Here is a 22,906-nt window from a genome sequence, read left to right as displayed (position 1 = left end):
ATCAACGTCCCCAGATCCTGACTCGAACCCCGCGAATCACGCATCAACGTCGACAGCGTCTGCGCACCCATGTCGAACTTCATCTGGCCTCCCCCATTGCATGCTCATAACAGATGTTTCTGGACTTGCCATGGTCACAGCTACTCGTCGCACCTGCAACCGCCTTACGTCACAACCCCGCCACAGAGCCCATCCGTCCGATGGATCCCCGGCGCCTGTTGCAGCATCACCTCACGGTACCGGCGGGCTCTGACAACGGGCGCTGTCACCCACCACGACGGACATCTCGGGGGCCGCGGTATCGGTCGGTTCAGGTGGCGGGCGACACGCGACCGGGCCATCGGACCGGCCCCGTCGAGGCGGCCGAGGGCTTGCGTCAGGCGCGGTCAACTCCCTTGTCGACCCAGTAGCCTTGACGGGGTGAGCCATCCCACACCCGTTGAGTCGCCGGACGGGCTCGCCGCGCTCGTCGCGGTCGTCCCCGCTGCCGTTACGGCGCCGGTCGTGGCCGTGTCCGGTGGTGAGGCCGTCGGAGAGCACGTATGAAGATCCGCTCCGCCGTGCCCGCCGACGCCGATGACATCTACCGGCTGCTCAGCGGGTTCGTGACCAGTTACCGGCCGCAGCGTGACGTCTTCGACCGCGTCACCTTTCCTCGCGTCCTCGATGCGGCCGTGAACGGCGGTGCCGAGTTCCTGGTCGCCGAGCAGGACGCGCGTGTGGTCGGGTATGTGCTCGCTCTGCGCATGCCGACCCTGTTCGCCGGCGGGGCCGTCCTCGAAGTGCTGGAGCTCACCGTCGACGCGCCCTTGCGTGGGCGCGGTACGGGTGCCGCGCTCATCCGGGCCGTACAGGCGAGGGCCAGGGAGGCGCACGACGTCGAAGTGACCGTGCCGACCCGCCGGGCCGCCCGCTTCTATCGCGGGTTGGGTTTCTTGGAGACGGCGTCCTACCTGAAGTGGGCGACTTCCTGAGCGGGACCGGGCCCTTGCGGATCCGGCGAGCCGCCGCTCCGGTGACCAGCGCCGGGCGGGCGATGGCCCGGATGCGCGGTCACGATTAGGTTTCGGTCAACCTTCAACCTCTTGCCTCCCTGCCATGTAATCGATTCCAATCCTTCCTACGGCATGGATGTAATCGTTTCCACGACTTCCGCAGCCCACTGACGACACTCACGAGGAGGTGAGCCGGCGATGGCAAGCATCAAGGACGTCGCCGCCGCGGCCGGGGTCTCCGTCGCCACGGTCTCGCGCGCCCTGAATGCGCACCCGTCCGTCAGCGCCGACGCGCGCACGCGCGTGCTGGCCGCCGTCGAGGCGCTGGGGTACCGGCCCAACGTCGTCGCCCGGTCGCTGCGCACCGACCAGACCCACACCCTCGGGCTCGTCATCAGCGACGTGCTGAATCCCTACTTCACCGAACTCGCCCGCTCCGTAGAGGAAGAGGCCCGCGCGCTCGGGTACAGCGTGATCATCGGGAACGCCGACGAACGGCCCGATCTGCAGGACCATCACGTGCGGAACCTGCTCGACCGGCGGATCGACGGGCTGCTTGTCTCGCCCACCGACGGCGGCTCCCCGCTCATGCTGGACGCCGCCCGCGCCGGTACCCCGATGGTGTTCGTGGACCGGTGGATCCCAGGGGTGGACGTGCCGGTCGTGCGGGCCGACGGGCGGGGGGCCGTACGGGATCTGGTCGCGCATCTGTACACGCTCGGGCACCGGCGGCTCGCGATCATCGCGGGGCCCGCGGCCACCACGACCGGCAGCGAGCGCGTCGAGGCCTTCCGGGAGGCGATGGGCGAGTACGGGCTTCCGCTTCCGGACGCCTACATAGGCCAGGGCGACTTCCAGGTCGAGAGCGGGCGGCGGGTCACCGAGGGGTTTCTCGACCTGGCTCGGCCGCCGGAGGTCGTCTTCGCGGCCGACAACCTCATGGCACTCGGCGCCCTGGACGCCGTACGCGCGCGTGGGCTGCGCGTACCGGACGACCTCGCGCTGGCCGCGTTCGACGACATCCCGTGGTTCGTGCACACCGATCCGCCCGTCACCGCGATCGCCCAGCCGACCGGCGAACTGGGCCGCGCCGCCGTACGCGCCCTGGTCGACCGCATCGAGGGGCGGGCGGCCGCGTCCGTCACCCTCACCGCCCGGCTCGTCGCACGCCGCTCGTGCGGCGAGCCGCCCGCACCGTTCCCGGTGCAGTCCCCCTCCCCAGTGCAAAGGAGCACGTCGTGAGCAACCCGGACGAGTTGCTGCGCATCGAGGGCATACGCAAGACCTTCCCCGGCGTGGTCGCGCTCGACGGCGTCGACTTCGATCTGCGCCGGGGCGAGGTCCATGTGCTGCTCGGTGAGAACGGCGCCGGCAAGAGCACGCTCATCAAGATGCTCTCCGGGGCCCACACGCCCGACGGCGGCCGGATTCTCGTCGGTGGTCAGGAGGTGCGCATTCACGGCGCGCAGGACGCCGAGCGGCTCGGGATCGCCACCATTTACCAGGAGTTCAACCTCGTTCCCGATCTGACCGTCGCCGAGAACATCTTCCTCGGGCGGCAGCCGCGGCGCTTCGGGTTGATCGACCGGAAGCGGATGGAGGCCGACGCCGAAGCTCTCCTCGCGCGCGTGGGCGTCCATGTGTCCCCACGCGCGCGTGTCCGTGAACTGGGCATCGCACGCCTGCAGATGGTCGAGATCGCCAAGGCGCTCAGCCTGGACGCGCGCGTGCTCATCATGGACGAGCCGACCTCCGTGCTCACCTCGGAGGAGGTGGAGAAGCTCTTCGGCATCGTGCGGTCGTTGCGGGAGGACGGCGTCGGAGTCGTCTTCATCACGCACCATCTGGAGGAGATCGCCGCCCTGGGGGACCGGGTCACCGTCATCCGGGACGGGCGCAGTGTCGGGCAGGTGCCTGCCTCGACGCCCGAGGACGAGCTCGTACGGCTCATGGTCGGGCGGTCCATCGAGCAGCAGTACCCGCGGCAACGGCCCGACCGCGGTGCGGCGTTGCTGTCCGTCGAAGGGCTCACCCGGGACGGTGTCTTCCACGACGTGAGCTTCGAGGTGCACGCCGGTGAGGTCGTCGGGATCGCGGGGCTGGTGGGCGCGGGTCGTACCGAGGTGGTGCGGGCCGTGTTCGGGGCGGATCCGTACGACGGCGGGGTCGTGAAGGTCTCCGGCGACCGGCTCAGGCGGCATGACGTGACCGCCGCGATGGCCGCCGGGATCGGGCTCGTACCGGAGGACCGCAAGGGGCAGGGGCTGGTGCTGGACGCCTCCGTCGAGGAGAACCTCGGGCTCGTCACCATGCGGGCCGCCACCCGGGCCGGGCTGGTCGACCGCAGGGCGCAGCATGTCGCCGCCGAGCGGATCGCCGGGCAGCTGGGCGTGCGGATGGCGGGGCTCGGGCAGCATGTGCGGACCCTGTCCGGGGGCAACCAGCAGAAGGTCGTCATCGGCAAGTGGCTGCTGGCCGACACCAAGGTGCTGATCCTCGACGAGCCGACGCGGGGCATCGACGTCGGTGCCAAGGTCGAGATCTACCGGCTGATCAACGAACTGACCGCGGGCGGGGCCGCCGTACTCATGATCTCCAGCGATCTTCCCGAGGTGCTCGGCATGAGCGACCGGGTGCTGGTGATGGCCCAGGGCCGGATCGCCGGTGAACTCGCGGCGGCCGAGGCCACCCAGGACGCCGTCATGGCGCTCGCCGTCTCCACACCCACCGCAGTGAAGGACACCGAGAAGGAGGCCAGCCGTGGCCACTGACACGCTCAGGAGCCGGGCGGGCGCGAGTGGCGCCCCCGCCCCGGGAGGTCTTCGCCGGCTGCTCCTCGACAACGGCGCGCTCACCGCGCTGATCGCCCTGGTGATCGCCCTTTCGGCGCTGTCCGGGGACTTCCTGACCACCGACAACCTGCTCAACATCGGTGTCCAGGCCGCCGTCACCGCCATCCTCGCCTTCGGCGTCACCTTCGTGATCGTCTCGGCGGGCATCGATCTGTCGGTGGGGTCCGTGGCCGCGCTGTCGGCGACCGTGCTGGCCTGGAGCGCCACGCAGCACGGTGTGCCGGTGGCCGTAGCGGTGCTGTTCGCCGTCGCCACGGGTGTCGTGGCGGGGCTGGTGAACGGTTTCCTCATCGCCTACGGCAAGTTGCCGCCGTTCATCGCGACGCTGGCCCTGCTGTCGGTGGGCCGTGGTCTCGCCCTGGTGATCTCGCAGGGCTCCCCCATCGCCTTCCCGGCCTCGGTCTCGCACCTCGGGGACACCCTCGGCGGGTGGCTGCCGGTGCCGGTGCTGGTCATGGTCGTCATGGGGCTGATCGCCGTGCTCGTGCTGGGGCGGACGTACATCGGCCGCTCGATGTACGCGATCGGCGGCAACGAGGAGGCCGCGCGGCTGTCGGGGCTGCGGGTGCAGCGGCAGAAGCTCGCCATCTACGCGCTGTCCGGGGTGTTCGCGGCCGTCGCGGGCATCGTGCTGGCCTCCCGGCTGTCCTCGGCGCAGCCGCAGGCCGCCGACGGCTATGAGCTGGACGCGATCGCCGCGGTCGTCATCGGCGGAGCCTCGCTCGCGGGCGGCACCGGCAAGGCCTCCGGCACGCTGATCGGCGCGCTGATCCTGGCGGTGCTGCGCAACGGCCTCAACCTGCTGAACGTCTCCGCGTTCTGGCAGCAGGTCGTCATCGGTGTCGTCATCGCGCTGGCGGTGCTCCTGGACACCGTGCGCCGCAGGGCCGGGGCGGCCCCGGTCGCCTCCGGCACGGGCGGGCCGAAGGGCAGGCAGGCGGCGACCTACGCCCTCGCGGCCGTCGTGACCGTCGCGATCGTCGGCGCGACCTCCTTCCTGCACGGCGCGTCCTCGTCCTCGACGTCCCCGAGGATGGGCCTGTCCCTGTCCACCCTCAACAACCCCTTCTTCGTGCAGATCCGGGCCGGTGCCCTGGCCGAGGCGAAGAAGCTGGGCGTGGACCTGACCGTGACCGACGCCCAGAACGACGCCTCCCAGCAGGCCAACCAGTTGCAGAACTTCACCAGTTCGGGGCTCGGTGCGATCATCGTCAACCCCGTCGACTCGGACGCGGCGGGCAACTCGGTGAAGGCCTCCGACAAGGCGAGGATCCCGGTGATCGCCGTCGACCGGGGCGTCAACAAGGCCGACGTGGCCGCGCTGGTCGCCTCCGACAACGTGGCGGGCGGTGAGCTGGCCGCGAAGACGATCGCCGAGAAGCTCGGCGGCAAGGGCAGGATCGTGATCCTGCAGGGGCAGGCGGGCACGTCGGCGGCCCGGGAGCGCGCGCAGGGCTTCGCGAACGGTCTGAGGGCCTACCCCGGCATCCAGGTGGTGGCCCAGCAGCCGGCCGACTTCGACCGCACCAAGGGCCTCGACGTGATGTCGAACCTGCTCCAGGCCCACCCGGACGTGCAGGGCGTCATCGCCGCCAACGACGAGATGGCGCTCGGCGCGATCAAGGCGCTCGGCTCCAAGGCCGGCAAGTCCGTGCAGGTCGTCGGTTTCGACGGCACCCCGGACGGGCTGACGGCGGTGAAGAACGGCACGCTGTACGCGTCGGTCGCCCAGCAGCCGACGCAGTTGGGGAGGATCGCCGTGGACAACGCGCTGAAGGCGGTCCAGGGCAGGAAGGTGGAGCCGACGGTGAAGGTACCGGTGAAGGTGGTCACGAAGGACAACGTGGCCGGTTTCAGCGGCTGACGACGGCAGACGCGGGCGGGCGGTCGTACACCATGGGACACCGGCATGGGTCACCATGGGTGACGGCCGCCCGCCCGGGGTCATCTCTCAGGGGAATCAGGGGAGTCAACTGATGTACGGCTACGACCTGCTGGTGGTGGGTTCGGCCAACGCCGACCTGGTGATCGATGTCGAACGGCGGCCGGCCGCCGGCGAGACGGTGCTCGGCGGCGACCTCGCCGTCCACCCCGGCGGCAAGGGCGCCAACCAGGCGGTCGCCGCCGCCCGGCTCGGCGCCGGTACGGCCCTGCTGGCCCGGGTCGGCGACGACGGCCACGGCCGGCTCCTGCTGGACTCCCTGCACGCGGCCCGCGTCGACACGGTCGGCGTGCTGGTGGGCGGGGCGCCGACGGGCGTGGCGCTGATCACCGTGGACCCCTCGGGGGACAACAGCATCGTGGTGTCGCCGGGCGCCAACGCCCGGCTCACCCCGGCGGACGTCCGGGCGGCGGTCAGCCTGTTCCTGGCCTCGCGGGTGGTGTCGGCACAGCTGGAGATCCCGCTGGAGACGGTCGTGGAGGTCGTACGGAACCTGTCCCCGGACAGCCGTTTCGTGCTGAACCCGTCCCCGCCGCGGCCCCTGCCCACGCAGGTGCTCGCGGCCTGCGACCCGCTGATCGTCAACGAGCACGAGGCCCGGGTGATCCTCGGCGAGGCCTGTGTGAGCGAGGACCCGGCGGACTGGGCGCGGCTGCTGCTGGCCAAGGGTCCGCGCTCGGTGGTGGTGACGCTGGGCGCGGAGGGGGCGCTGGTGTGTGACGGCTCCGGGGTGACGCGGGTGGCGTCGGTGAAGGTGGACGCGGTGGACACGACAGGTGCCGGGGACGCGTTCACGGCGGCGCTGGCCTGGCGGCTGGGCACGGGTGCCTCTCTGACGGAGGCGGCGGCCTACGCGGCCCGCGTCGGGGCGGCGGCCGTGACGAAACGGGGCGCGCAGGAGTCGTATCCGACGGCGGAGGAGGTCGAGGCCCTGTGAAGAGGGCGGGCATACTCAACAGGCAACTCTGTGGCGCCCTCGCCGAGTTGGGGCACGGGGACGGGGTGCTGGTGTGCGACGCGGGCATGCCGATCCCGGACGGGCCGCGCGTGGTGGACCTGGCGTTCCGCGCCGGGGTGCCGTCGTTCGCGGAGGTCGTGGAGGGGCTGCTGGCGGAGCTGGTGGTGGAGGGCGCCACGGCTGCGGAGGAGCTGCGCGGCCGCAACCGGGCCCTGCTGGACGGCCACTTCCCGGGGCTGTCCCTGGTCCCGCACGAGCGCCTGAAGGAACTGTCGGCGGGCGCACGGCTGGTCGTCCGCACGGGCGAGGCACGGCCGTACGCGAATGTGCTGCTGCGGTGCGGGGTGTTCTTCTAGGCACCGTCCGTGATGTTTCGAGGGGGTGGCCCCGGTCCGTCGACCGGGGCCACCCCCTCGGCTTTCCCCTCCGTACCAGAGCCCCGTGAATCCCCCCCCGGGTCCCCTCCCGGGCTCTGATGACAGATACGACACCCAGGGCCCGGGAAGGGTTGCACACAATCTCAAGATTCTTTGTGTTCACTCCTTCCGGACGAGCCGCGCACCCCTGCTCTCCGCGATCCGCCTGACGTCAGCCAGGGACTCGCTGAGCCGCCGGGCCAGATAGCGCAGTTCCTCACCGGTCAGCCGCTGCTCGGCGAGCAGTTCGGCCGCGTGGCCCAGCAGACCGTCCGCCATACCGAGCTGCACACTTTCGATCTGGTCCGCGAGCCGGGAGATGTACCCCGCTCCGTCACCCATGAGGTAGCAGGCCTTGCCGTCCGCACCGGCCCAGGGAAGCAGGCGCCCGCTCATACGTAGGTCTCCACGAGGTCGAGGTAGGGGCGGACGAGCGGGCTGTCCTCGCCGCGCAGGGGGGCTTCGTGTGTGCGGTACGTCGTCGAGCGGCCGACGTAAGGGCACGAGTACGGGGACACGAGCGGTACGCCCGGCCTACGGCACCGTCGGCCTCGGGCGGGCCGGAGGTGCCGGAGCACGGGCGCGATCAGCCGGGCCAGGAGATGTGTCATGCCGACCTGCTTTCTCACCTGCGGTGACTGCGTTGTGTGGCGAATCGGTCACAGAGTGGGGTCGGCGATGGCTACGCTGCTAGAGGCGGGGACTTGACAGCGCCTTCGTCAGGAACGGGAGTTGGCCGGATGAGCGTTGACCGCAGGCCGCGGACGCCGCGCGAGAAGTACGGAGAGGAGCTGAGGCTGCGACGGATCGCGGCTGGGCTCACCCAGGAGGAACTGGGCGACCGTGTGGTCTGCTCGCCCACACTCATCAGTCACTATGAGGCGGGAAGGCGGCTGCCCAAGCCGGACGACGCGCGCCGGATCGACCTGGCGCTGAAAACGGACGGGTTCTTCGAGCGGTGGCTGGAGGACCTGGAGTCGAAGTACACGGATCATTTCGCCGCAGTCGCCGAACTGGAGCAACAAGCCACGCTGATCAACCAGTTCGCGCTGTCACTGGTTCCCGGCATACTGCAGACCGACGACTATGCGCGAGCCCTCTTCTGCGCCTACCGGCCCAACTACACGGCCGAGGAACTTGACGAGTTCGTCGTCATCCGAACAAATCGCCGCCGCATCCTCGACGGGCCGTCACACCCCGTCGTCTGGACGCTGCTCGACGAGGCCGTCCTTCGTCGTCGTGTCGGCGGCCCACAGGCCATGGCGGAACAGTTGCACAGGATCGCGGACATGGCCGAGGCAGGGCGACTGCGTCTGCACGTCCTGCCGTACGGCGTAGGGGCACACGCGCTCATGCAAAGCCTGCTCACCCTCATGAATTTTGAGGACTCCGCACCGGTCGCCTACGTCGAGGGATTCCTGACCGGCAACCTGATGGATGATCCAGCCCTGGTGAGTGCCTGTCAGACCGCCTACGCTCTGGCCTTGAGCGACGCGTTGTCGCACAAGCAGTCACTGGCCCTCGTCAGGGCGGCAGCAGAGGAACACGTACATGGTCAGCAGTGAGCACACCGTCAACGACTCGTCCGCGCTCACCGGGTGGTACAAGTCCAGCCACAGCGGCGGTGACCAAGGCGAGTGCCTCGAAGTCGCCCGCGGCCACGCCGGGGTGCCCGTCCGCGACAGCAAGGACACCTCCGGCCCCGCTCTGATCTTCTCTGCCGACGGCTGGGCCAACTTCCTGACCGCCGTCAAACAGGGCCACATCCACGCCTGACACCGTAAGGGGCTCGCCCCGGACCGGCGGCCGGGCAAGCCCCAAGCCGCGCCTACAGAAAAACACCGTGGAACCGCTCCACCGTCTCCGCCAGCACCTCCCGCCCGTCCCGGCCCCACAGCTCCTCGTTGAAGAGTTCGACCTCGATGGGGCCGGTGTAGCCGGCCGCCTCCACGTACCCCCGCCACTCGCGCATGTCGATCGCTCCGTCGCCGATCTGGCCCCGGCCGTTGAGGACGCCCTCGGGCAGCGGGGTGACCCAGTCGGCCAGTTGGAAGGTGTGGATACGGCCGCTCGCGCCCGCGCGGGCGATCTGCGCCGGTGCCTGGTCGTCCCACCAGATGTGGTACGTGTCCACCGTGACGCCCACTTGCCGGGCGGGGAAGCGTTCGGCGAGGTCCAGGGCCTGGGCCAGCGTCGAGACCACGCAGCGGTCGGCGGCGTACATGGGGTGCAGGGGCTCGATGGCCAGGCGGACACCGCGGTCCTCGGCGTACGGGCCCAGTTCGGCCAGGGCGTCGGCGATGCGTTCGCGGGCCGCCCGCAGGTCCCTGCTGCCGGGCGGGAGGCCGCCGGAGACCAGGACCAGGGTGTCGGTGCCGAGGGCGGCCGCCTCGTCCACCGCGCGCCGGTTGTCCGCCAGTGCCGCCGCCCGCTCCTGCGGGTCGATCGCCGTGAAGAAGCCGCCCCGGCACAGGGTCGTCACCGTCAGGCCCGCGTCCCGGACCAGTTTCGCCGTCTCCGCGAGGCCGTACGCCTGGACCGGTTCGCGCCACAGGCCGACTTGGCCGACGCCCAACTGGCCACAGGCTTCCACAAGTTCAGGCAATGAAAGTTGCTTCACCGTCATCTGGTTGATGCTGAAGCGCGCAAGGTCGGTCACTGATTCACCCCGTACAGCGCGAGCAGGTTCTTCATCCGCTCCTCCGCGAGCTTCGGGTCGGGGAACAGGCCGAGGCTGTCTGCCAGTTCGTAGGCGCGGGCCAGGTGCGGGAGGGAGCGCGCCGACTGCAGGCCGCCCACCATGGTGAAGTGCGCCTGGTGGCCCGCGAGCCAGGCCAGGAAGACCACGCCCGTCTTGTAGAAGCGGGTCGGGGCCTGGAAGAGGTGGCGGGACAGCTCGACCGTGGGGTCGAGCAGGGCGCGGAAACCTCCCGTGTCCCCCGTGTCCAGGACCCGTACCGCCTCGGCCGCCAGCGGCCCCAGCGGGTCGAAGATGCCGAGCAGGGCGTGGCTGAAGCCCTGGTCGTCGCCCGCGATCAGCTCGGGGTAGTGGAAGTCGTCGCCGGTGTAGCAGCGGACCCCGCGCGGCAGCCGGCGGCGCAGGTCGGTCTCCCGCCCCGCGTCCAGCAACGACACCTTGATGCCGTCCACCTTGTCCGGGTGGGCGGCGATGACCTCCAGGAACGTCTCCGTCGCCGCGTCGAGGCCGGCCGAGCCCCAGTAGCCCTCCAGTGCCGGGTCGAACATCGGGCCCAGCCAGTGCAGGATCACCGGCTCGGCGGACTGGCGCAGGAGGTGGCCGTAGGTCTCCAGGTAGTCCTCGGGGCCACGGGCGGTCGCGGCGAGGGCCCTGGACGCCATCAGGATCGCCTGGGCGCCCGACTCCTCCACCACCGCGAGCTGTTCCTCGTAGGCCGCGCGGATCTCCGCCAAGGTACCGCCCGTGATCTGGTCGGTCCCGACCCCGCAGGCGATCCGGCCGCCGACCGAGCGTGCCTCGGCCGCGCTCCGGCGGATCAGCTCCGCCGCGCCCGCCCAGTCCAGGCCCATGCCGCGCTGGGCGGTGTCCATCGCCTCGGCGACGCCGAGCCCGTGGGACCACAGGTGGCGGCGGAAGGCGAGGGTGGCGTCCCAGTCGACGGCGGCGGCCGAGTCGGGCGAGACGTCGGCGTAGGGGTCGGCCACGACATGGGCCGCCGAGAACACCGTACGGGAGGTGAAGGGGGTGCCCGGCGACACCAGCTGGGGTTCGGTGCGTGGCTCGTACGTCCGCAGTCCGCCGTCCGCCGAGGGCAGTCGGATGGTCATAGCGCGATCTCCGGGACGTCGATGCGGCGGCCCTCGGCCGAGGACCGCCGGCCCAGTTCGGCGAGTTGGACGCCCCGGGCGCCGGCCAGCAGGTCCCAGTGGTACGGGGCGTCGGCGAAGACGTGCTTGAGGAACAGCTCCCACTGGGCCTTGAAGCCGTTGTCGAAGTCCCCGTTGTCCGGGACCTCCTGCCACTGGTCGCGGAAGACCTCGGTGGCCGGGATGTCGGGGTTCCAGACCGGCTTGGGGGTCGCCGACCTGTGCTGCACCCGGCACCTCCTGAGTCCCGCCACCGCCGATCCCTCGGTGCCGTCGACCTGGAACTCGACCAGTTCGTCGCGGTTCACGCGCACCGCCCAGGAGGAGTTGATCTGGGCGATGGCGCCGCCCTCCAGCTCGAAGACGCCGTAGGCCGCGTCGTCCGCCGTCGCGTCGTACGGCTTGCCCTGCTCGTCCCAGCGCTGCGGGATGTGGGTGGTGGCGAGGGCCTGGACGGACTTCACGCGGCCGAACAGTTCGTGCAGGACGTATTCCCAGTGCGGGAACATGTCGACGACGATGCCGCCGCCGTCCTCGGCGCGGTAGTTCCAGGAGGGACGCTGGGCGGGCTGCCAGTCGCCCTCGAACACCCAGTAGCCGAACTCGCCCCGGACGGAGAGGATCCGGCCGAAGAAGCCGCCGTCGATGAGCCGCCTCAGCTTCAGCAGGCCCGGCAGGAAGAGCTTGTCCTGGACCACGCCGTGCTTGACGCCTTTCTCCTGCGCCAGGCGGGCCAGTTTCAGGGCGCCGTCGAGGCCCGTCGCCGTCGGCTTCTCGGTGTAGATGTGCTTTCCGGCGGCGATCGCCTTCTTGACGGCCTCCTCGCGGGCGGAGGTGACCTGGGAGTCGAAGTAGATGTCGACGCCGTCGTCGGCGAGGACCGCGTCGACGTCCGTCGCCACGTGCTCCAGGCCGTGGCGGTCGGCGATCTCCCGAAGGGCGTGCTCGCGGCGGCCGAGCAGGATCGGCTCCGGCCACAGCACGGTGCCGTCGCCGAGGTCGAGGCCGCCCTGCTCGCGCAGGGCGAGGATCGACCGGACGAGGTGCTGGCGGTAGCCCATGCGCCCGGTCACGCCGTTCATGGCGATACGCACCGTCTTGCGTGTCACGTCAGTCCCCTCTGTCAAACACTCACAACACTCACAACACCCAGAACACTCGGCAACAAGCTGCAGCAAGCGCTTTCTATACCTGAGAAGCTAGCCTCTGGACGGTGGTCCGTACAAGACCGTGTCCCCTTCGAGTTGTTCGAGGGGGCGAACAACCGGGGGCCATGGCCTTAAGGTCTGCTCGACGGATTCTCGGAACCAGCAGCACGACCTGGCTGTCTACGAGGGCGTACGACACGATGCGCGACCGGAGGACGACGAGATGACGGTGACCCTGGCGGATGTGGCGGCCCGCGCCCAGGTCTCCCCCGCGACGGTGTCGCGCGTGCTGAACGGCAACTATCCGGTGGCCGCCTCCACGCGCGAGCGGGTGCTGCGGGCGGTGGACGAACTGGACTACGTCCTCAACGGCCCGGCGAGCGCCCTCGCCGCGGCCACCTCCGATCTGGTCGGCATCCTCGTCAACGACATCGCCGACCCCTTCTTCGGGATCATGGCAAGTGCCATTCAGGCCGAGATCGGGGGCGTCGGGGGCGGCCGGGCGGGCGGTGAACGGCTCGCGGTGGTCTGCAACACGGGCGGCTCACCGGAGCGTGAGCTGACGTACCTGACCCTGCTCCAGCGGCAGCGGGCGGCGGCCGTGGTGCTGACCGGCGGGGCCGTGGAGGACGCGCCGCACGCGGCGGCGGTCGCGGCGAAGCTGCGCAAGCTCGCCGAGGCCGGCACCCGGGTGGTGCTGTGCGGCCGGCCGCCGGCGACCGGCACCGACGCCGTCGCGCTCACCTTCGACAACCGCGGCGGCGCCCGCCGGCTCACCGAGCACCTGCTCGGCCTGGGCCACCGCCGCCTCGGCTACATCGCGGGCCCCGAGGAGCGTACGACGACCCGGCACCGGCTGGAGGGTCACCGGGCGGCGCTCGCGGCGGCGGGGGTCGAGGAGGACCCGCGCCGGACGGTGCACGGCCGCTACGACCGGCAGTCCGGGTACGAGGCGACGCTCGAGCTGCTGCGCCGGGACCCGTCCCTGACCGCCGTGGTCGCCGCGAACGACTCCGTCGCACTGGGGGCGTGCGCGGCGCTGCGGGACTCCGGGCTGCGGATACCCGAGGACGTGTCGGTCGCCGGGTTCGACGATCTGCCGTTCAGTGTGGACGCGGTGCCCTCTCTCACGACCGTGCGGTTGCCCTTGGCGGAGGCGGGGGCGCGGGCCGGGCGTATCGCGATGGGGCTGGAAGAGCCTCCGCCGGGTGGGGTCGCCGCCGTTCGGGGGGAGTTGATGGTCCGGGGGTCTTCGGGGGTGCCCCGGGTTTGAGGTGCCGCAAAGGCGTTTTCCGCCCGCGCACCGTTCAGCCACCGCCGGGCAGTGACCGTCCCAGCAGCGGCAGCGGTGCCTCGCCCCTCCGGCGGTCCCGGTACCAGCGCTTGCCGGTGTCGTAGGCCCGGCGGGCCCTGCGTACGGCGGAGATCTGGGTGGCGAGGTGGACCTGGTAGCGCCAGGGGTTCTGCTGGCCCTGGCGCACCGCCATGGCGTAGGCGAAGGAGACCGGGTCGCGGTCCAGGTAGTCGTCCAGGTGCTCGAACCAGGCCATGCTGGAGCGCGCTCCGGCCTGCACGGGGTGCAGTTCGGCGCGGCGGTGCTCGTCGTACGCGCGCAGCGCCGCCCGCGGATCCGGGTACTGCGCAAGGCTGTGGGCCAGCACGATCGCGTCGATCATGGCGAGCCGGGTGCCGGACCCGAGCGTGAAGTGGGTGGTGTGCGCGGCGTCGCCGGCCAGGACGACGTTGCCGTCGACCCAGGTCCGGTTGCGGAGGTGCTGGAAGCGCTGCCACTTCGCCGGTTCACCACGTGATCTGCTGATCAGGGAGTGGCCGTCGAGGGCGCGGTGGAAGATCTTCTCCAGCAGCGGCACGGCGTCCTCGGGGTCGAGTGTGTCGAGGCCCAGTCCCTGCCAGGTCTGCGGTGAGCACTCCACGATGCAGGTGCTGATCCTGCCCTTGATCGACGGGTAGGCGTGGAACCAGATCCAGCCCGCGGGGGTCTCCTCGAAGTCGAAGACGAAGCTCTCGAACTGCTGGTCCGTGCCGAGCCAGATGTAGGGGTTGCGGCCGGTCTCCACCTGGGTGCCGAAGCGCTCGGCGCGGCTCTGCCGGATCCTGCTGCCCGCACCGTCGGCGGCCAGGATCAGGTCGGCCTCGGGCAGGTCCGCGGGGTCGGCGAGCCACTCCCCGTGCCGGACGTCGACGCCGAGCGAGCGGGCGCGGCGGGTCAGGACGTCCAGCAGGGCGGCGCGGCCCATGCTGTAGCCGTAGCCGCCGAAGTACGCCGTGCCGTCGTGCCGGCTGCCGTGCACGCGGATCTCCTGGTCCTGCCAGAGCACCGAGCCGGCGCTCACCGCGCGGGCGCTCTCGGGGTCGTTGTGGTGCAGGATGTCCAGCAGATCGTTCCAGTACACGACACCCCAGCCGTACGTCGCCTCCGGCGGGTCGCGCTCGATCACGGTGATCTCATGGCCGGCGTCCCGCAGTTTCGCGGAGATCGAGAAGTACAGCCCGGCCGGGCCTCCGCCCACGCAGACGATCCTCATCCGGTACCTCCGTCGTCACGGCCACACCGGAACATCGCTTCCGCCACGGGTTCCGGCATATGGATCCGGGTGCCCGTGGGGTCGGGCACCCGGATCCGCCTTTCGCTTTGTCAGGGATGTGGCTCACTGGGTGTGGCTCAGTGGTGGGTGTGGCTCACTGCTCAGTCGCAGCCCCAGCCCCAGCCCCCACCCCAGCCGCCATCTCCCCAGCCCCAGCCGCCGCCGTGGTCTCCCCAGCCCCAGCCGCCGCCCCAGCCCCAGCCGCCTCCCCAGCCGCCTTCGTCGCCCCAGCCCCAGCCGCCGCCGTCGTGGTGGTACGAGACGACGTTCTGCGGGGCAGCGGTGGTGGTGGCTGCGTGGGCCGCTCCGGCTCCGGCCGCGATGGCCAGGATCGGTGCCGAGCAGACTGCGATGGCCACTCTCTTGATACGGGTGGTGTGCGCGCGCATGATGAGCCCCTCTCCGGAGGGTGTGATTGACTTTCCGGCCGGCCTCGACGGGCCGTTCCGCATGCGCTCCAGAGCCTGCGCGTCGCCCTGTGCGCCGCCCGCCGCCCGCTTCTCCGCGCTCCGACGACGGACCGTCACTTCCCGAATAAATCGGGCATAAGCGACGTTTCCCCTTCAACCTACGACGAGATCGCGACGTAGTCAAAAGCAGGACTCCGCACCAAGCTAAAGAACGGGCAAAGAAGCGGACCCTGGTCCGGTCCGGCCAACACCCGTGCACCGTAAGGACATTTCGTCCGTCGCCGGGCCGAGGCGTGGACGCGGGCGGGCTGCGGGCCTAGGCTCCGAAGGAGTTGTCTCTGACTGAGTCAAACATCCGGGGGCGATCATGACCGTCCAGGACGTCCGCGCCTTCAACCGCTTCTACACGGGCGTCATCGGCGCCCTCGACCACGGGCGCCACCTCTACGCCCCGTACAGCCTCACCGAGTCCCGTGTGCTGTACGAACTCGCTCAGGTCCCGCACCTGGACGCGGCCGATCTGCGCGCGCTGCTCGATCTGGACGCAGGGTATCTGAGCCGGATCCTGAACAAGTTCGAGGACGCCGGGCTGATCGAGCGCGGGCCGTCGCGAAGCGACCCGCGCCGGCGCCGGGTACGGCTCACCGAGCGGGGGCGGGAGGCCGCCGCCCTGCTCGACGAGCGGGCCCGGGAGACGGTCGGGACCATGCTCGACACCGTGCCCCCGGCCGACCGGCCCCGGCTGGCGGACGCCATGCGGACCATCCGGGAGGTCCTCGGCGAGGGCGGGGCCCGGCCCGGCGAAGTCGTCCTGCGCGAGCCACGACCGGGCGACCTCGGCTGGATCGTGCAGCGCAACGCGGCCCTGTACGCGGCGGAGTACGGCTGGAACGCCGACTACGAGGGGCTGGTCGCCCGGATCGTCGCCGACTTCGCGGAGGACCACGACCCGCATCTGGAGCGGGTGTGGATCGCCGAGCAGACCGGGCGTCCGGTGGGCTGTGTGATGTGCGTACGGGACGACGCGCCCGGTACCGCGCGGCTGCGGCTGCTGCTCGTCGAGCCGGAGGCGCGCGGGCACGGCGTCGGCGACCGGCTGGTGCGGGCCGTGATCGACTTCGCGCGCGGGGCCGGCTACCGCGATCTGGTGCTGTGGACCAACGACGTGCTCAGCGGCGCCCGCCGGATCTACCAGCGGCACGGCTTCGTGCTCGTCGCGGAGAAACCGCACCGCTCCTTCGGCAAGGGCCTCGTGGGCCAGGACTGGCGACTGGATCTGCACGAATCGGACGGATGAGGAGTCACACACGGGGCCGATGACGAGTAGGGTCCGGGCCATGAAGCTGGCGTTCTCCACTCTCGGTGTCCCCGGCCTGCCCCTCCCTGAGGTCCTGGCGCTCGCGACCGCGCACGGCTACCACGGCGTCGAACTGCGCGCCCACCCGGAAGAACCGGTCCACCCCGGCCTCTCCGCCGCCGAACGCGCCGCGGCCGCGGCCCTGTTCAAGGAGGCCGGGATCGAGGTGCTGGGCCTCGCCGGGTACGCGCGGGTCGCCGCTCCCGGTGACGACGCACCCGTACTGGCGGAGATCCGGGACCTCCTCCACCTCGCCCACGACCTGGGCGCGCCCCACGTCCGGGTCTTCCCCGGCGCCGACCCCGAGCGCCCCGTCGAGGAGTCCGACGCCCTGGCCGCCCGGCGGCTCGGCAGCGCCGCGGAGGACGCCGCCGCGCTGGGGGTGCGGATCCTGCTGGAGACGCACGACTCGCATCGCACCGGTGCCGACGCGATCCGGGTGCTCGGCCCGGTCGGACACCGGCAGGTGGGTGCGCTGTGGGACGTCATGCACACCTGGCTGGGCGGCGAGCAGCCCGCCGACACCTACGCGGCGCTGGCTCCGCATCTGGGGTATGTGCAGGTCAAGGACATCACGTCGGCCCAGGACACGACTCCGCTGCCGCTGGGCTCGGGGGTGCTTCCGCTCACCGAGTGCGTGGATGTGCTGTGCCGGCGCGGGTGGGACGGGTGGCTTTGCTGGGAGTACGAGAAGCGCTGGTATCCGGCTGCCGACCCGCTTGCGGGGTTGTTGGGGGCGGGACGGGAGCACTTGCTGCGCTTGCTGGATGAGGCTGCGTAGTTTCGGCTACTGGCTCGGGGCTGCGCCGCCGTTGCCGCGTGCCGGTCCGTGGTGGTTTCGGGCGCAGTTCTCCGCGCCCCTTCGGGCGCCAATTCGCTGGCCGGAGTGCAGACGCCCGGCTAGCCTCCCCCGGTGATTCCGGCATTCATCGACGTACGCCCCCTGCGCACCTCGCCCGTCTTCCGGCGGCTGCTGGTCGGGCGGACCGTGTCCACGCTAGGTGGATTCATGACCATGGTGACGGTCATGTACCAGGTGTGGGACATGACCCGCAGCACGGCGTGGACCGGTGGGGTCGGGCTCGCGCAGGCGCTGCCGCTGGTGGTGTTCGGGCTGTTCGCGGGCGCCTGGGTGGACCGGGCGGACCGGCGGCGGATCTTCCTGACGGCGACCGTGGGCCAGGCGGCCTGCTCCGTGCTGCTGGCGGTGCAGGGCTTCACCGGGCGTGTTCCGGTGGCGGCCGTGCTCGCGCTGGTCGCCGCGCAGTCGGCGTTCGGCGCGCTCGGCGCCCCCGCGGCCGGGGTCTTCGTGCCGCGTCTGCTGCCCCGGGACCAGGTGGCCGCCGGTCTGGCCCTGAACCAGGTCACGGGCCAGTCGATGATGCTGCTCGGCCCGGCCCTGGCCGGTGTGCTGCTGGGCTGGCTGGGCATCGGCACCTGCTATCTGCTCGACGCCCTCAGTTTCGGCGTGGCCTTCTACGGCGCCTTCGGGCTGCCCGCGCTGCCGCCGCAGGGCGAGCCGTCGCGGGCGGGCCTGCACGGGGTGCTGGACGGGCTGCGGTTCCTGGCCGGGCACCGGGTGGTGCGGGGCGCGCTGGTCACCGACCTCGCCGCGACCGTGCTGTCCTTCCCGGTGAGTCTGTTCCCGCTGGTCAACGCGGAGCGGTTCGGCGACGACCCACGCACGCTCGGCCTGTTCCTGTCGGCCCTGGCGGTGGGCGGCGCCACAGCCACCGCCCTGTCGGGCGCGGTGACCCGGCTCGGCAGACCGGGTCCGGTCATGCTGGGCGCGGCGGCCGTCTGGGGTGCCGCGCTGGTGCTCTTCGGGCTGACGACCAGCCCCTGGCTGGGCCTCGCGCTGCTCGCCGTGGCGGGCGCCGGGGACGCCACCTCGGTGGTCTCCCGGTCCACGATCGTGCAGACCCGCACCCCGGACGCGCTGCTCGGCCGGGTCACCGCGGCCGAGCAGATCGTCGGCCAGGCGGGCCCCAGCCTCGGCAATGTGCGCGGTGGCCTGGTCGCCGGCTGGACCAGCGGCGCGGCCTCGCTGATCACCGGCGGCCTGCTGTGTCTGCTGGCGGTGGGGGCGGTCGCCGCGACGACCCCGGAACTGCGGGACCGGGCGCCGGGTCCGTCCGACGGGGCGGCCGGGGCCGGGGACGGCGGCGCGGCGGCGCCCCGCTCGTCCGAGTCGCCCAACTCCTGCGGGTAGCGGGTGAGTTCACCGGGTCACACCTTCGGACCGTCACAGCCGTCGTGCGCAGCCCACCGGGTCGGTTCCGCCCAGTTGGACGTACAGCGCCGTCGACCCCGGACAGTCCGCGCGCGTCGGTGCCGCCCTGGTGATGCGGTACTGGGGTCGGTGGGCGCCGGAGCCGTTGCAGGGGGTCTCGCGGACCTGGCCCTTGCCGGAGGCGTACACGCAGTCGCCGGGGATGGTCCGGGGACCGCCCCCGCCGCCGGGGTCGCCGGGGTGCGGGGGCTCCAGGTTGCGCATGCAGGCGTAGCCCTGGGGGACGGCGCCGTCGCCGTCCTCGTCGCCGGCCGCGGACCGGTCGCTGATGTGCAGCACGAAGTCGGTCGTCGCCGGGCACAGGGGGCCGTCGGTGGCCGCGCCGTCGTAGCGGGCGACGACCCTGGCCGCCGCCCGCTCACTGGCGCAGGGCACCTCGGTGAAGCTGGTCGTGCCGAAGGAGCTGCACTCGCCGACCGCGAGGAACTCGGCGCCGTAGCCGCTCGTGACGGGGGTGGGGCGGGCGTCGCCGACGGGGGTGCCCGCCGTGCCCCGGCAGCCGGCCAGCAGGGCGACCGGCAGCAGGCACGCGAGGCACGCGGCCCTCACGGCACCTTTCCCACGCATGGCCACCCCCCTGACACCCCGGTCCAGCGTGACCCTCGGCGGCACGGCCACGCCAGACGTGCGGGATGATTTACCCCTGTTGGGGGTATTGCGCCCGGTGTGTGGCGTACGGCTGGTACGTCAGCCCGTGCCCGATCGGGTACAGCACCTGCGTGGGGTCGTCGGCCCGCTGCACCGGCACCGGCAGCCTGCCGCGCGGGCCGACGCGTCCGGCGATCACCCGTGCGGCGGCGCGCACCTCGACGTCCGTCCAGCCGTAGGACGTCAGACAGGCCTTGAGGGAGGGGAACTGGGCCACGTCGTACGGGTTGCGTACGGCCAGTGCCGCGACCGGCCTGCCGGTGGCCGCCAGCTGCTCCACCAGGGTCCGCTGGGCGTTGCCCGCCGTCACGTTGTAGGTCACGACGACCACGGCGTCCGCGTCCTGCGCGGCCGTGACCGCACCGGCGATGGCCGCGGCGGAGGGTGCGGTGCCGGTGGACAGGGCCGTGGCGGTGAAGCCCAGCTCGGTGAGGGCGGCGGCCAGGACAGCGGTGGGCGGGCCGTCGGTGCCGGTGGGGGAGGCCGGGTCCGCGCCGACGACCAGGAGGCGGGGCGCGGCGCTCGTGGAGAAGGGGAGGATCTCGTCCTCGTTGACCAGCAGGGTCGTGGTGCGTTCGGCGATCCGGTCGGCGGCGGCCAGGTGCGCCGGGGTGCCCACGGTGCGCTCGATGCTCGTCCGGCCGGCCCGCCGGTCGTCGAAGAGGCCGAGCCGGGCCTTCATGCGCAGGATGCGCAGGATCGATTCGTCGAGGCGGGCCTCGGTCAGCTCGCCGTCCTGGACGGCCTGCACTACGGCGTTCCACGCCACGTCGAGGGACGGCGGGTTGAGCAGCTGGTCCACCCCGGCCTTCAGCGCGAGCACCGGCACCCGGTCGTCGCCGTACTTGGTGCGGACGCCCTCCATGCCGAGGGAGTCGGTGATCACGACCCCGTCGTAGCCGAGTTCGCCGCGCAGGATGCCGGTGAGGATCGAGGGCGAGAGGGTGGCCGGGTCGCCGGAGTCGTCCAGGGCGGGGAACTGGATGTGCGCGGTCATGATGCAGTCGATGCCCGCGGCGATCGCGGCCCGGAAGGGGACGGCGTCCAGCTTCTCCCACACCTCGCGGCTGTGGGTGATGACCGGGAAGCCGGTGTGGCTGTCGGTGGCCGTGTCGCCGTGGCCCGGGAAGTGCTTGGCGGTCGCCGCGACCCGGGACGCCTGATAGCCCTTCACTTCGGCGGCCACCAGCGCGGCGACCGCGTCCGGGTCGGCGCCGAACGACCGTACCCCGATGACCGGGTTGGCCGGGTTGACGTTGACGTCGGCGTCCGGGGAGTAGTCCTGGTTGACGCCCATCGCGCGCAGTTCGGCGCCGGAGATCCGGCCGAGGGTGTGCGCGTCCGCGCGGGAGCCGGCGGCGCCGAGCGCCATGGCGCCGGGGAAGAGGGTGGCGGGCTTGCCGACCCGGCAGACCGCGCCGTGCTCCTGGTCGGTGGCGATGAGCACCGGCAGGCCGCGCGGCTGGTCCAGGGAGGCCTGCTGGATGCCGTCGGAGAGGCCGGCGATCTGGTGCGGGTCGCGGGTGTTGTGCGCCCAGGTGAAGTAGATGATCCCGCCGACCCGGTACTTCGCGATCAGCTCGGCGGCCGTGCGGACGCCGATCTCCTTGAGGTTGGCGTCGATGTCGGCCTGGTCGGGAGCGGTGGCGGAGTGGCCGTAGACCCGCATCACGAAGAGCTGGCCGACCTTCTCCTGGAGCGTCATCCGGGCGATCAGTGCGCGCAGCCGGCGGTCGTCGCCGGGTGTGGCGGCGCGGGCGGTCGTCGGTACGGTCAGCGCGGCGGTGAGGCCCGCGGTCGCGGCGAGAACGGCGCGTCTGGAGGGTCTGCTGAGGGCGGACACGTGCGCTCCTTCCGGAGGAGGAACCGCTGAAGGAAACTTCCAAGGAGTCACCAATATCCGGGAGGTTTCTTTCCGTCAAGGGAATGCACAGTACCCAGCGAGGGGCCGCCGTCGGCGCATTGAGGGGGTGCGCGCCGACGGCGGCGGGCTGTCGGCCGGGTGCGGCGGAGAGGGTGCGTCGGCGCTCGCTGCCGGGCGGGCAGGCCGACACCGCACCACGGAGACTCGTCCGGCAGCCTGGCCGTTGGACGGGCGCGGGCCGGCGGCGGTTCCCCCCGGGGGACCCGGCCGTCCAGTGCATGGACGGCGCGTCCACGGCGGGCGGCCGGGCGGTCATCATGCGGGCATGCCCGCAGTCGACATCCCCGGTTCCAAGTCCATCACCGCCCGCGCCCTCTTCCTCGCGGCCGCCGCCGACGGCGTCAGCACGCTGCTGCGCCCCCTGCGCTCCGACGACACCGAGGGCTTCGCCGAGGGCCTGACCCGGCTCGGCTACCGGGTGGGGCGAGCGCTGGACGCCTGGCAGGTGGACGGCCGCCCGCAGGGGCCGGCGCCCGCCGAGGCCGAGGTGTACTGCCGGGACGGCGCCACCACCGCCCGCTTCCTGCCCGTCCTGGCCGCCGCCGGGCACGGCACCTTCCGCTTCGACGCCTCCCCGCAGATGCGCCGGCGCCCCCTCGGCCCGCTCACCCGCGCCCTGCGCGACCTCGGCGTCGACCTGCGGCACGAGGCGGCCGAGGGCCACCATCCGCTCACCGTCCGGGCGGCCGGTGTCGAGGGCGGCGAGGTCGTGCTGGACGCCGGGCAGTCCTCCCAGTACCTGACGGCGCTGCTCCTGCTGGGCCCGCTGACCCGCACCGGCCTCCGGATCCGGGTGACCGACCTGGTCTCGGCGCCGTACGTGGAGATCACGCTCGCCATGATGCGGGCGTTCGGCGTGGAGGTGGTCCGGGACGGCGAGGTGTACGACGTGCCGCCCGGCGGCTACCGGGCCACCACCTACGCCGTCGAACCCGACGCCTCCACCGCGAGTTACTTCTTCGCCGCGGCCGCCGTCACCCCGGGCCGCGAGGTGACCGTGCCGGGCCTCGGCGCCGGTGCGCTCCAGGGCGATCTGCGCTTCGTGGAGGTGCTGCGCCGGATGGGCGCCGAGGTGGAGACGGCGGCGGACCGGACGACCGTGCGCGGCACGGGAGTGCTGCGCGGCCTCACCGTGAACATGCGGGACATCTCCGACACCATGCCGACGCTGGCCGCGCTCGCGCCGTTCGCCTCCGGCCCGGTCCGCATCGAGGACGTGGCCAACACCCGGGTGAAGGAGTGCGACCGCCTCCAGGCCTGCGCGGACAATCTGCGCAGGCTCGGTGTGCCGGTGGCGACCGGCCCCGACTGGATCGAGATCCGGCCCGGCACACCCACGCCCGGAGTCGGGATCAAGACCTTCGGCGACCACCGCATCGTGATGTCCTTCGCGGTGACCGGCCTGCGCACGCCCGGCCTGTCGTACGACGACCCCGGGTGCGTCCGCAAGACGTTCCCGGGGTTCCACGAGGCGTTCGCGCGGCTCCCGGAGGCGGGCTGACCGGGCCGGG

Annotated in this window: 23 protein-coding genes; 14 read left to right on the top strand and 9 right to left on the bottom strand. The window is 71.9% G+C overall.

The window, feature by feature from the left end:
* The first annotated feature begins 420 nt into the window (after positions 1–420).
* The 7 genes from ACFYZB_RS17020 (at position 421) to rbsD (ending at position 7,103) form a co-directional block, all read left to right on the top strand.
* The gene (locus ACFYZB_RS17020) at positions 421–546 is read left to right on the top strand and encodes a hypothetical protein (protein WP_351217466.1); all 126 of its coding nucleotides are present in this window, start codon (positions 421–423) and stop codon (positions 544–546) included.
* Entirely contained in the window at positions 543–974 is a 432-nt protein-coding gene (locus tag ACFYZB_RS17015; protein ID WP_388759055.1) for a GNAT family N-acetyltransferase, read from the top strand. Before ACFYZB_RS17020 ends, ACFYZB_RS17015 begins: the two co-directional genes overlap by 4 nt.
* Before the next feature lie 219 nt (positions 975–1,193).
* Positions 1,194–2,237, top strand: a complete 1,044-nt coding sequence (locus tag ACFYZB_RS17010) for a LacI family DNA-binding transcriptional regulator (protein ID WP_388759053.1) — start codon at positions 1,194–1,196, stop codon at positions 2,235–2,237.
* The gene (locus ACFYZB_RS17005; protein ID WP_388759051.1) at positions 2,234–3,766 is read left to right on the top strand and encodes a sugar ABC transporter ATP-binding protein; all 1,533 of its coding nucleotides are present in this window, start codon (positions 2,234–2,236) and stop codon (positions 3,764–3,766) included. The genes ACFYZB_RS17010 and ACFYZB_RS17005 overlap by 4 nt, the downstream gene beginning before the upstream one ends.
* Positions 3,756–5,711, top strand: coding sequence for a substrate-binding domain-containing protein (locus ACFYZB_RS17000; RefSeq protein ID WP_388759049.1), 1,956 nt, complete (start codon positions 3,756–3,758; stop codon positions 5,709–5,711). Before ACFYZB_RS17005 ends, ACFYZB_RS17000 begins: the two co-directional genes overlap by 11 nt.
* A gap of 112 nt (positions 5,712–5,823) precedes the next feature.
* The gene (locus ACFYZB_RS16995; protein WP_388759047.1) at positions 5,824–6,726 is read left to right on the top strand and encodes a ribokinase; all 903 of its coding nucleotides are present in this window, start codon (positions 5,824–5,826) and stop codon (positions 6,724–6,726) included.
* Positions 6,723–7,103 (top strand): D-ribose pyranase, encoded by a 381-nt coding sequence (gene rbsD / locus ACFYZB_RS16990; RefSeq protein WP_388759045.1) that lies wholly within the window; start codon positions 6,723–6,725, stop codon positions 7,101–7,103. The genes ACFYZB_RS16995 and rbsD overlap by 4 nt, the downstream gene beginning before the upstream one ends.
* A 180-nt stretch (positions 7,104–7,283) precedes the next feature.
* Here rbsD and ACFYZB_RS16985 read toward each other — a convergent pair whose 3' ends face one another.
* Positions 7,284–7,559 (bottom strand): hypothetical protein, encoded by a 276-nt coding sequence (locus ACFYZB_RS16985; protein WP_388759043.1) that lies wholly within the window; start codon positions 7,557–7,559, stop codon positions 7,284–7,286.
* On the bottom strand, positions 7,556–7,774 hold the full coding sequence (locus tag ACFYZB_RS16980) for a hypothetical protein (protein ID WP_388759041.1): 219 nt from the start codon (positions 7,772–7,774) through the stop codon (positions 7,556–7,558). The genes ACFYZB_RS16985 and ACFYZB_RS16980 overlap by 4 nt, the downstream gene beginning before the upstream one ends.
* Positions 7,775–7,903: 129 nt before the next feature.
* Here ACFYZB_RS16980 and ACFYZB_RS16975 point away from each other — a divergent pair, with 129 nt between their 5' ends.
* Complete coding sequence (locus ACFYZB_RS16975; RefSeq protein ID WP_388759071.1) at positions 7,904–8,728, top strand: Scr1 family TA system antitoxin-like transcriptional regulator; 825 nt, start codon at positions 7,904–7,906, stop codon at positions 8,726–8,728.
* Entirely contained in the window at positions 8,715–8,939 is a 225-nt protein-coding gene (locus ACFYZB_RS16970) for a DUF397 domain-containing protein (protein ID WP_388759039.1), read from the top strand. Before ACFYZB_RS16975 ends, ACFYZB_RS16970 begins: the two co-directional genes overlap by 14 nt.
* Positions 8,940–8,991: 52 nt before the next feature.
* On the opposite strand, the gene ACFYZB_RS16965 is transcribed toward ACFYZB_RS16970, so the two are convergent.
* The 3 genes from ACFYZB_RS16965 to ACFYZB_RS16955 are packed head-to-tail and all read right to left on the bottom strand — an operon-like array spanning position 8,992 to position 12,118.
* A complete protein-coding gene (locus ACFYZB_RS16965; RefSeq protein WP_388759037.1) occupies positions 8,992–9,822 on the bottom strand; it encodes a sugar phosphate isomerase/epimerase family protein in 831 nt (276 codons plus the stop codon).
* A complete protein-coding gene (locus tag ACFYZB_RS16960; RefSeq protein WP_388759035.1) occupies positions 9,819–10,970 on the bottom strand; it encodes a dihydrodipicolinate synthase family protein in 1,152 nt (383 codons plus the stop codon). The genes ACFYZB_RS16965 and ACFYZB_RS16960 overlap by 4 nt, the downstream gene beginning before the upstream one ends.
* A complete protein-coding gene (locus ACFYZB_RS16955; protein WP_388759033.1) occupies positions 10,967–12,118 on the bottom strand; it encodes a Gfo/Idh/MocA family protein in 1,152 nt (383 codons plus the stop codon). Before ACFYZB_RS16955 ends, ACFYZB_RS16960 begins: the two co-directional genes overlap by 4 nt.
* 262 nt (positions 12,119–12,380) lie before the next feature.
* Here ACFYZB_RS16955 and ACFYZB_RS16950 point away from each other — a divergent pair, with 262 nt between their 5' ends.
* The gene (locus tag ACFYZB_RS16950; protein ID WP_351217439.1) at positions 12,381–13,430 is read left to right on the top strand and encodes a LacI family DNA-binding transcriptional regulator; all 1,050 of its coding nucleotides are present in this window, start codon (positions 12,381–12,383) and stop codon (positions 13,428–13,430) included.
* A gap of 34 nt (positions 13,431–13,464) precedes the next feature.
* Here the strand turns inward: ACFYZB_RS16950 and ACFYZB_RS16945 are convergent, their stop codons facing one another.
* Both ACFYZB_RS16945 and ACFYZB_RS16940 read right to left on the bottom strand, forming a co-directional pair.
* Positions 13,465–14,703 (bottom strand): FAD-dependent monooxygenase, encoded by a 1,239-nt coding sequence (locus tag ACFYZB_RS16945; RefSeq protein ID WP_388759031.1) that lies wholly within the window; start codon positions 14,701–14,703, stop codon positions 13,465–13,467.
* 161 nt (positions 14,704–14,864) lie between these two features.
* A complete protein-coding gene (locus ACFYZB_RS16940) occupies positions 14,865–15,152 on the bottom strand; it encodes a hypothetical protein (protein WP_388759029.1) in 288 nt (95 codons plus the stop codon).
* A gap of 388 nt (positions 15,153–15,540) precedes the next feature.
* Between ACFYZB_RS16940 and ACFYZB_RS16935 the strand changes: the two genes are divergently transcribed.
* From ACFYZB_RS16935 to ACFYZB_RS16925, 3 genes are all read left to right on the top strand, one after another.
* On the top strand, positions 15,541–16,470 hold the full coding sequence (locus tag ACFYZB_RS16935; RefSeq protein WP_388759027.1) for a GNAT family N-acetyltransferase: 930 nt from the start codon (positions 15,541–15,543) through the stop codon (positions 16,468–16,470).
* A gap of 40 nt (positions 16,471–16,510) precedes the next feature.
* Positions 16,511–17,311 (top strand): sugar phosphate isomerase/epimerase family protein, encoded by an 801-nt coding sequence (locus tag ACFYZB_RS16930; protein WP_388759025.1) that lies wholly within the window; start codon positions 16,511–16,513, stop codon positions 17,309–17,311.
* A gap of 132 nt (positions 17,312–17,443) precedes the next feature.
* A complete protein-coding gene (locus tag ACFYZB_RS16925) occupies positions 17,444–18,742 on the top strand; it encodes an MFS transporter (protein ID WP_388759023.1) in 1,299 nt (432 codons plus the stop codon).
* A 33-nt stretch (positions 18,743–18,775) separates the two neighbouring features.
* Here the strand turns inward: ACFYZB_RS16925 and ACFYZB_RS16920 are convergent, their stop codons facing one another.
* Positions 18,776–19,390: a hypothetical protein gene (locus ACFYZB_RS16920; RefSeq protein ID WP_388759021.1), complete on the bottom strand. Its 615-nt coding sequence runs from the start codon at positions 19,388–19,390 to the stop codon at positions 18,776–18,778.
* Positions 19,391–19,460: 70 nt separating this feature from the next.
* Complete coding sequence (locus tag ACFYZB_RS16915; protein WP_388759019.1) at positions 19,461–21,314, bottom strand: glycoside hydrolase family 3 protein; 1,854 nt, start codon at positions 21,312–21,314, stop codon at positions 19,461–19,463.
* Positions 21,315–21,660: 346 nt separating this feature from the next.
* Here ACFYZB_RS16915 and aroA point away from each other — a divergent pair, with 346 nt between their 5' ends.
* On the top strand, positions 21,661–22,896 hold the full coding sequence (gene aroA / locus ACFYZB_RS16910; protein WP_388759017.1) for a 3-phosphoshikimate 1-carboxyvinyltransferase: 1,236 nt from the start codon (positions 21,661–21,663) through the stop codon (positions 22,894–22,896).
* Positions 22,897–22,906 lie beyond the last annotated feature (10 nt).

The organism is Streptomyces sp. NPDC001852 (assembly GCF_042891825.1).
Classification (GTDB): Bacteria; Actinomycetota; Actinomycetes; order Streptomycetales; family Streptomycetaceae; genus Streptomyces.
The sequence above is the reverse complement of the archived record's forward strand: the minus strand, read 5'-3'. Positions and strand labels throughout refer to the sequence as shown.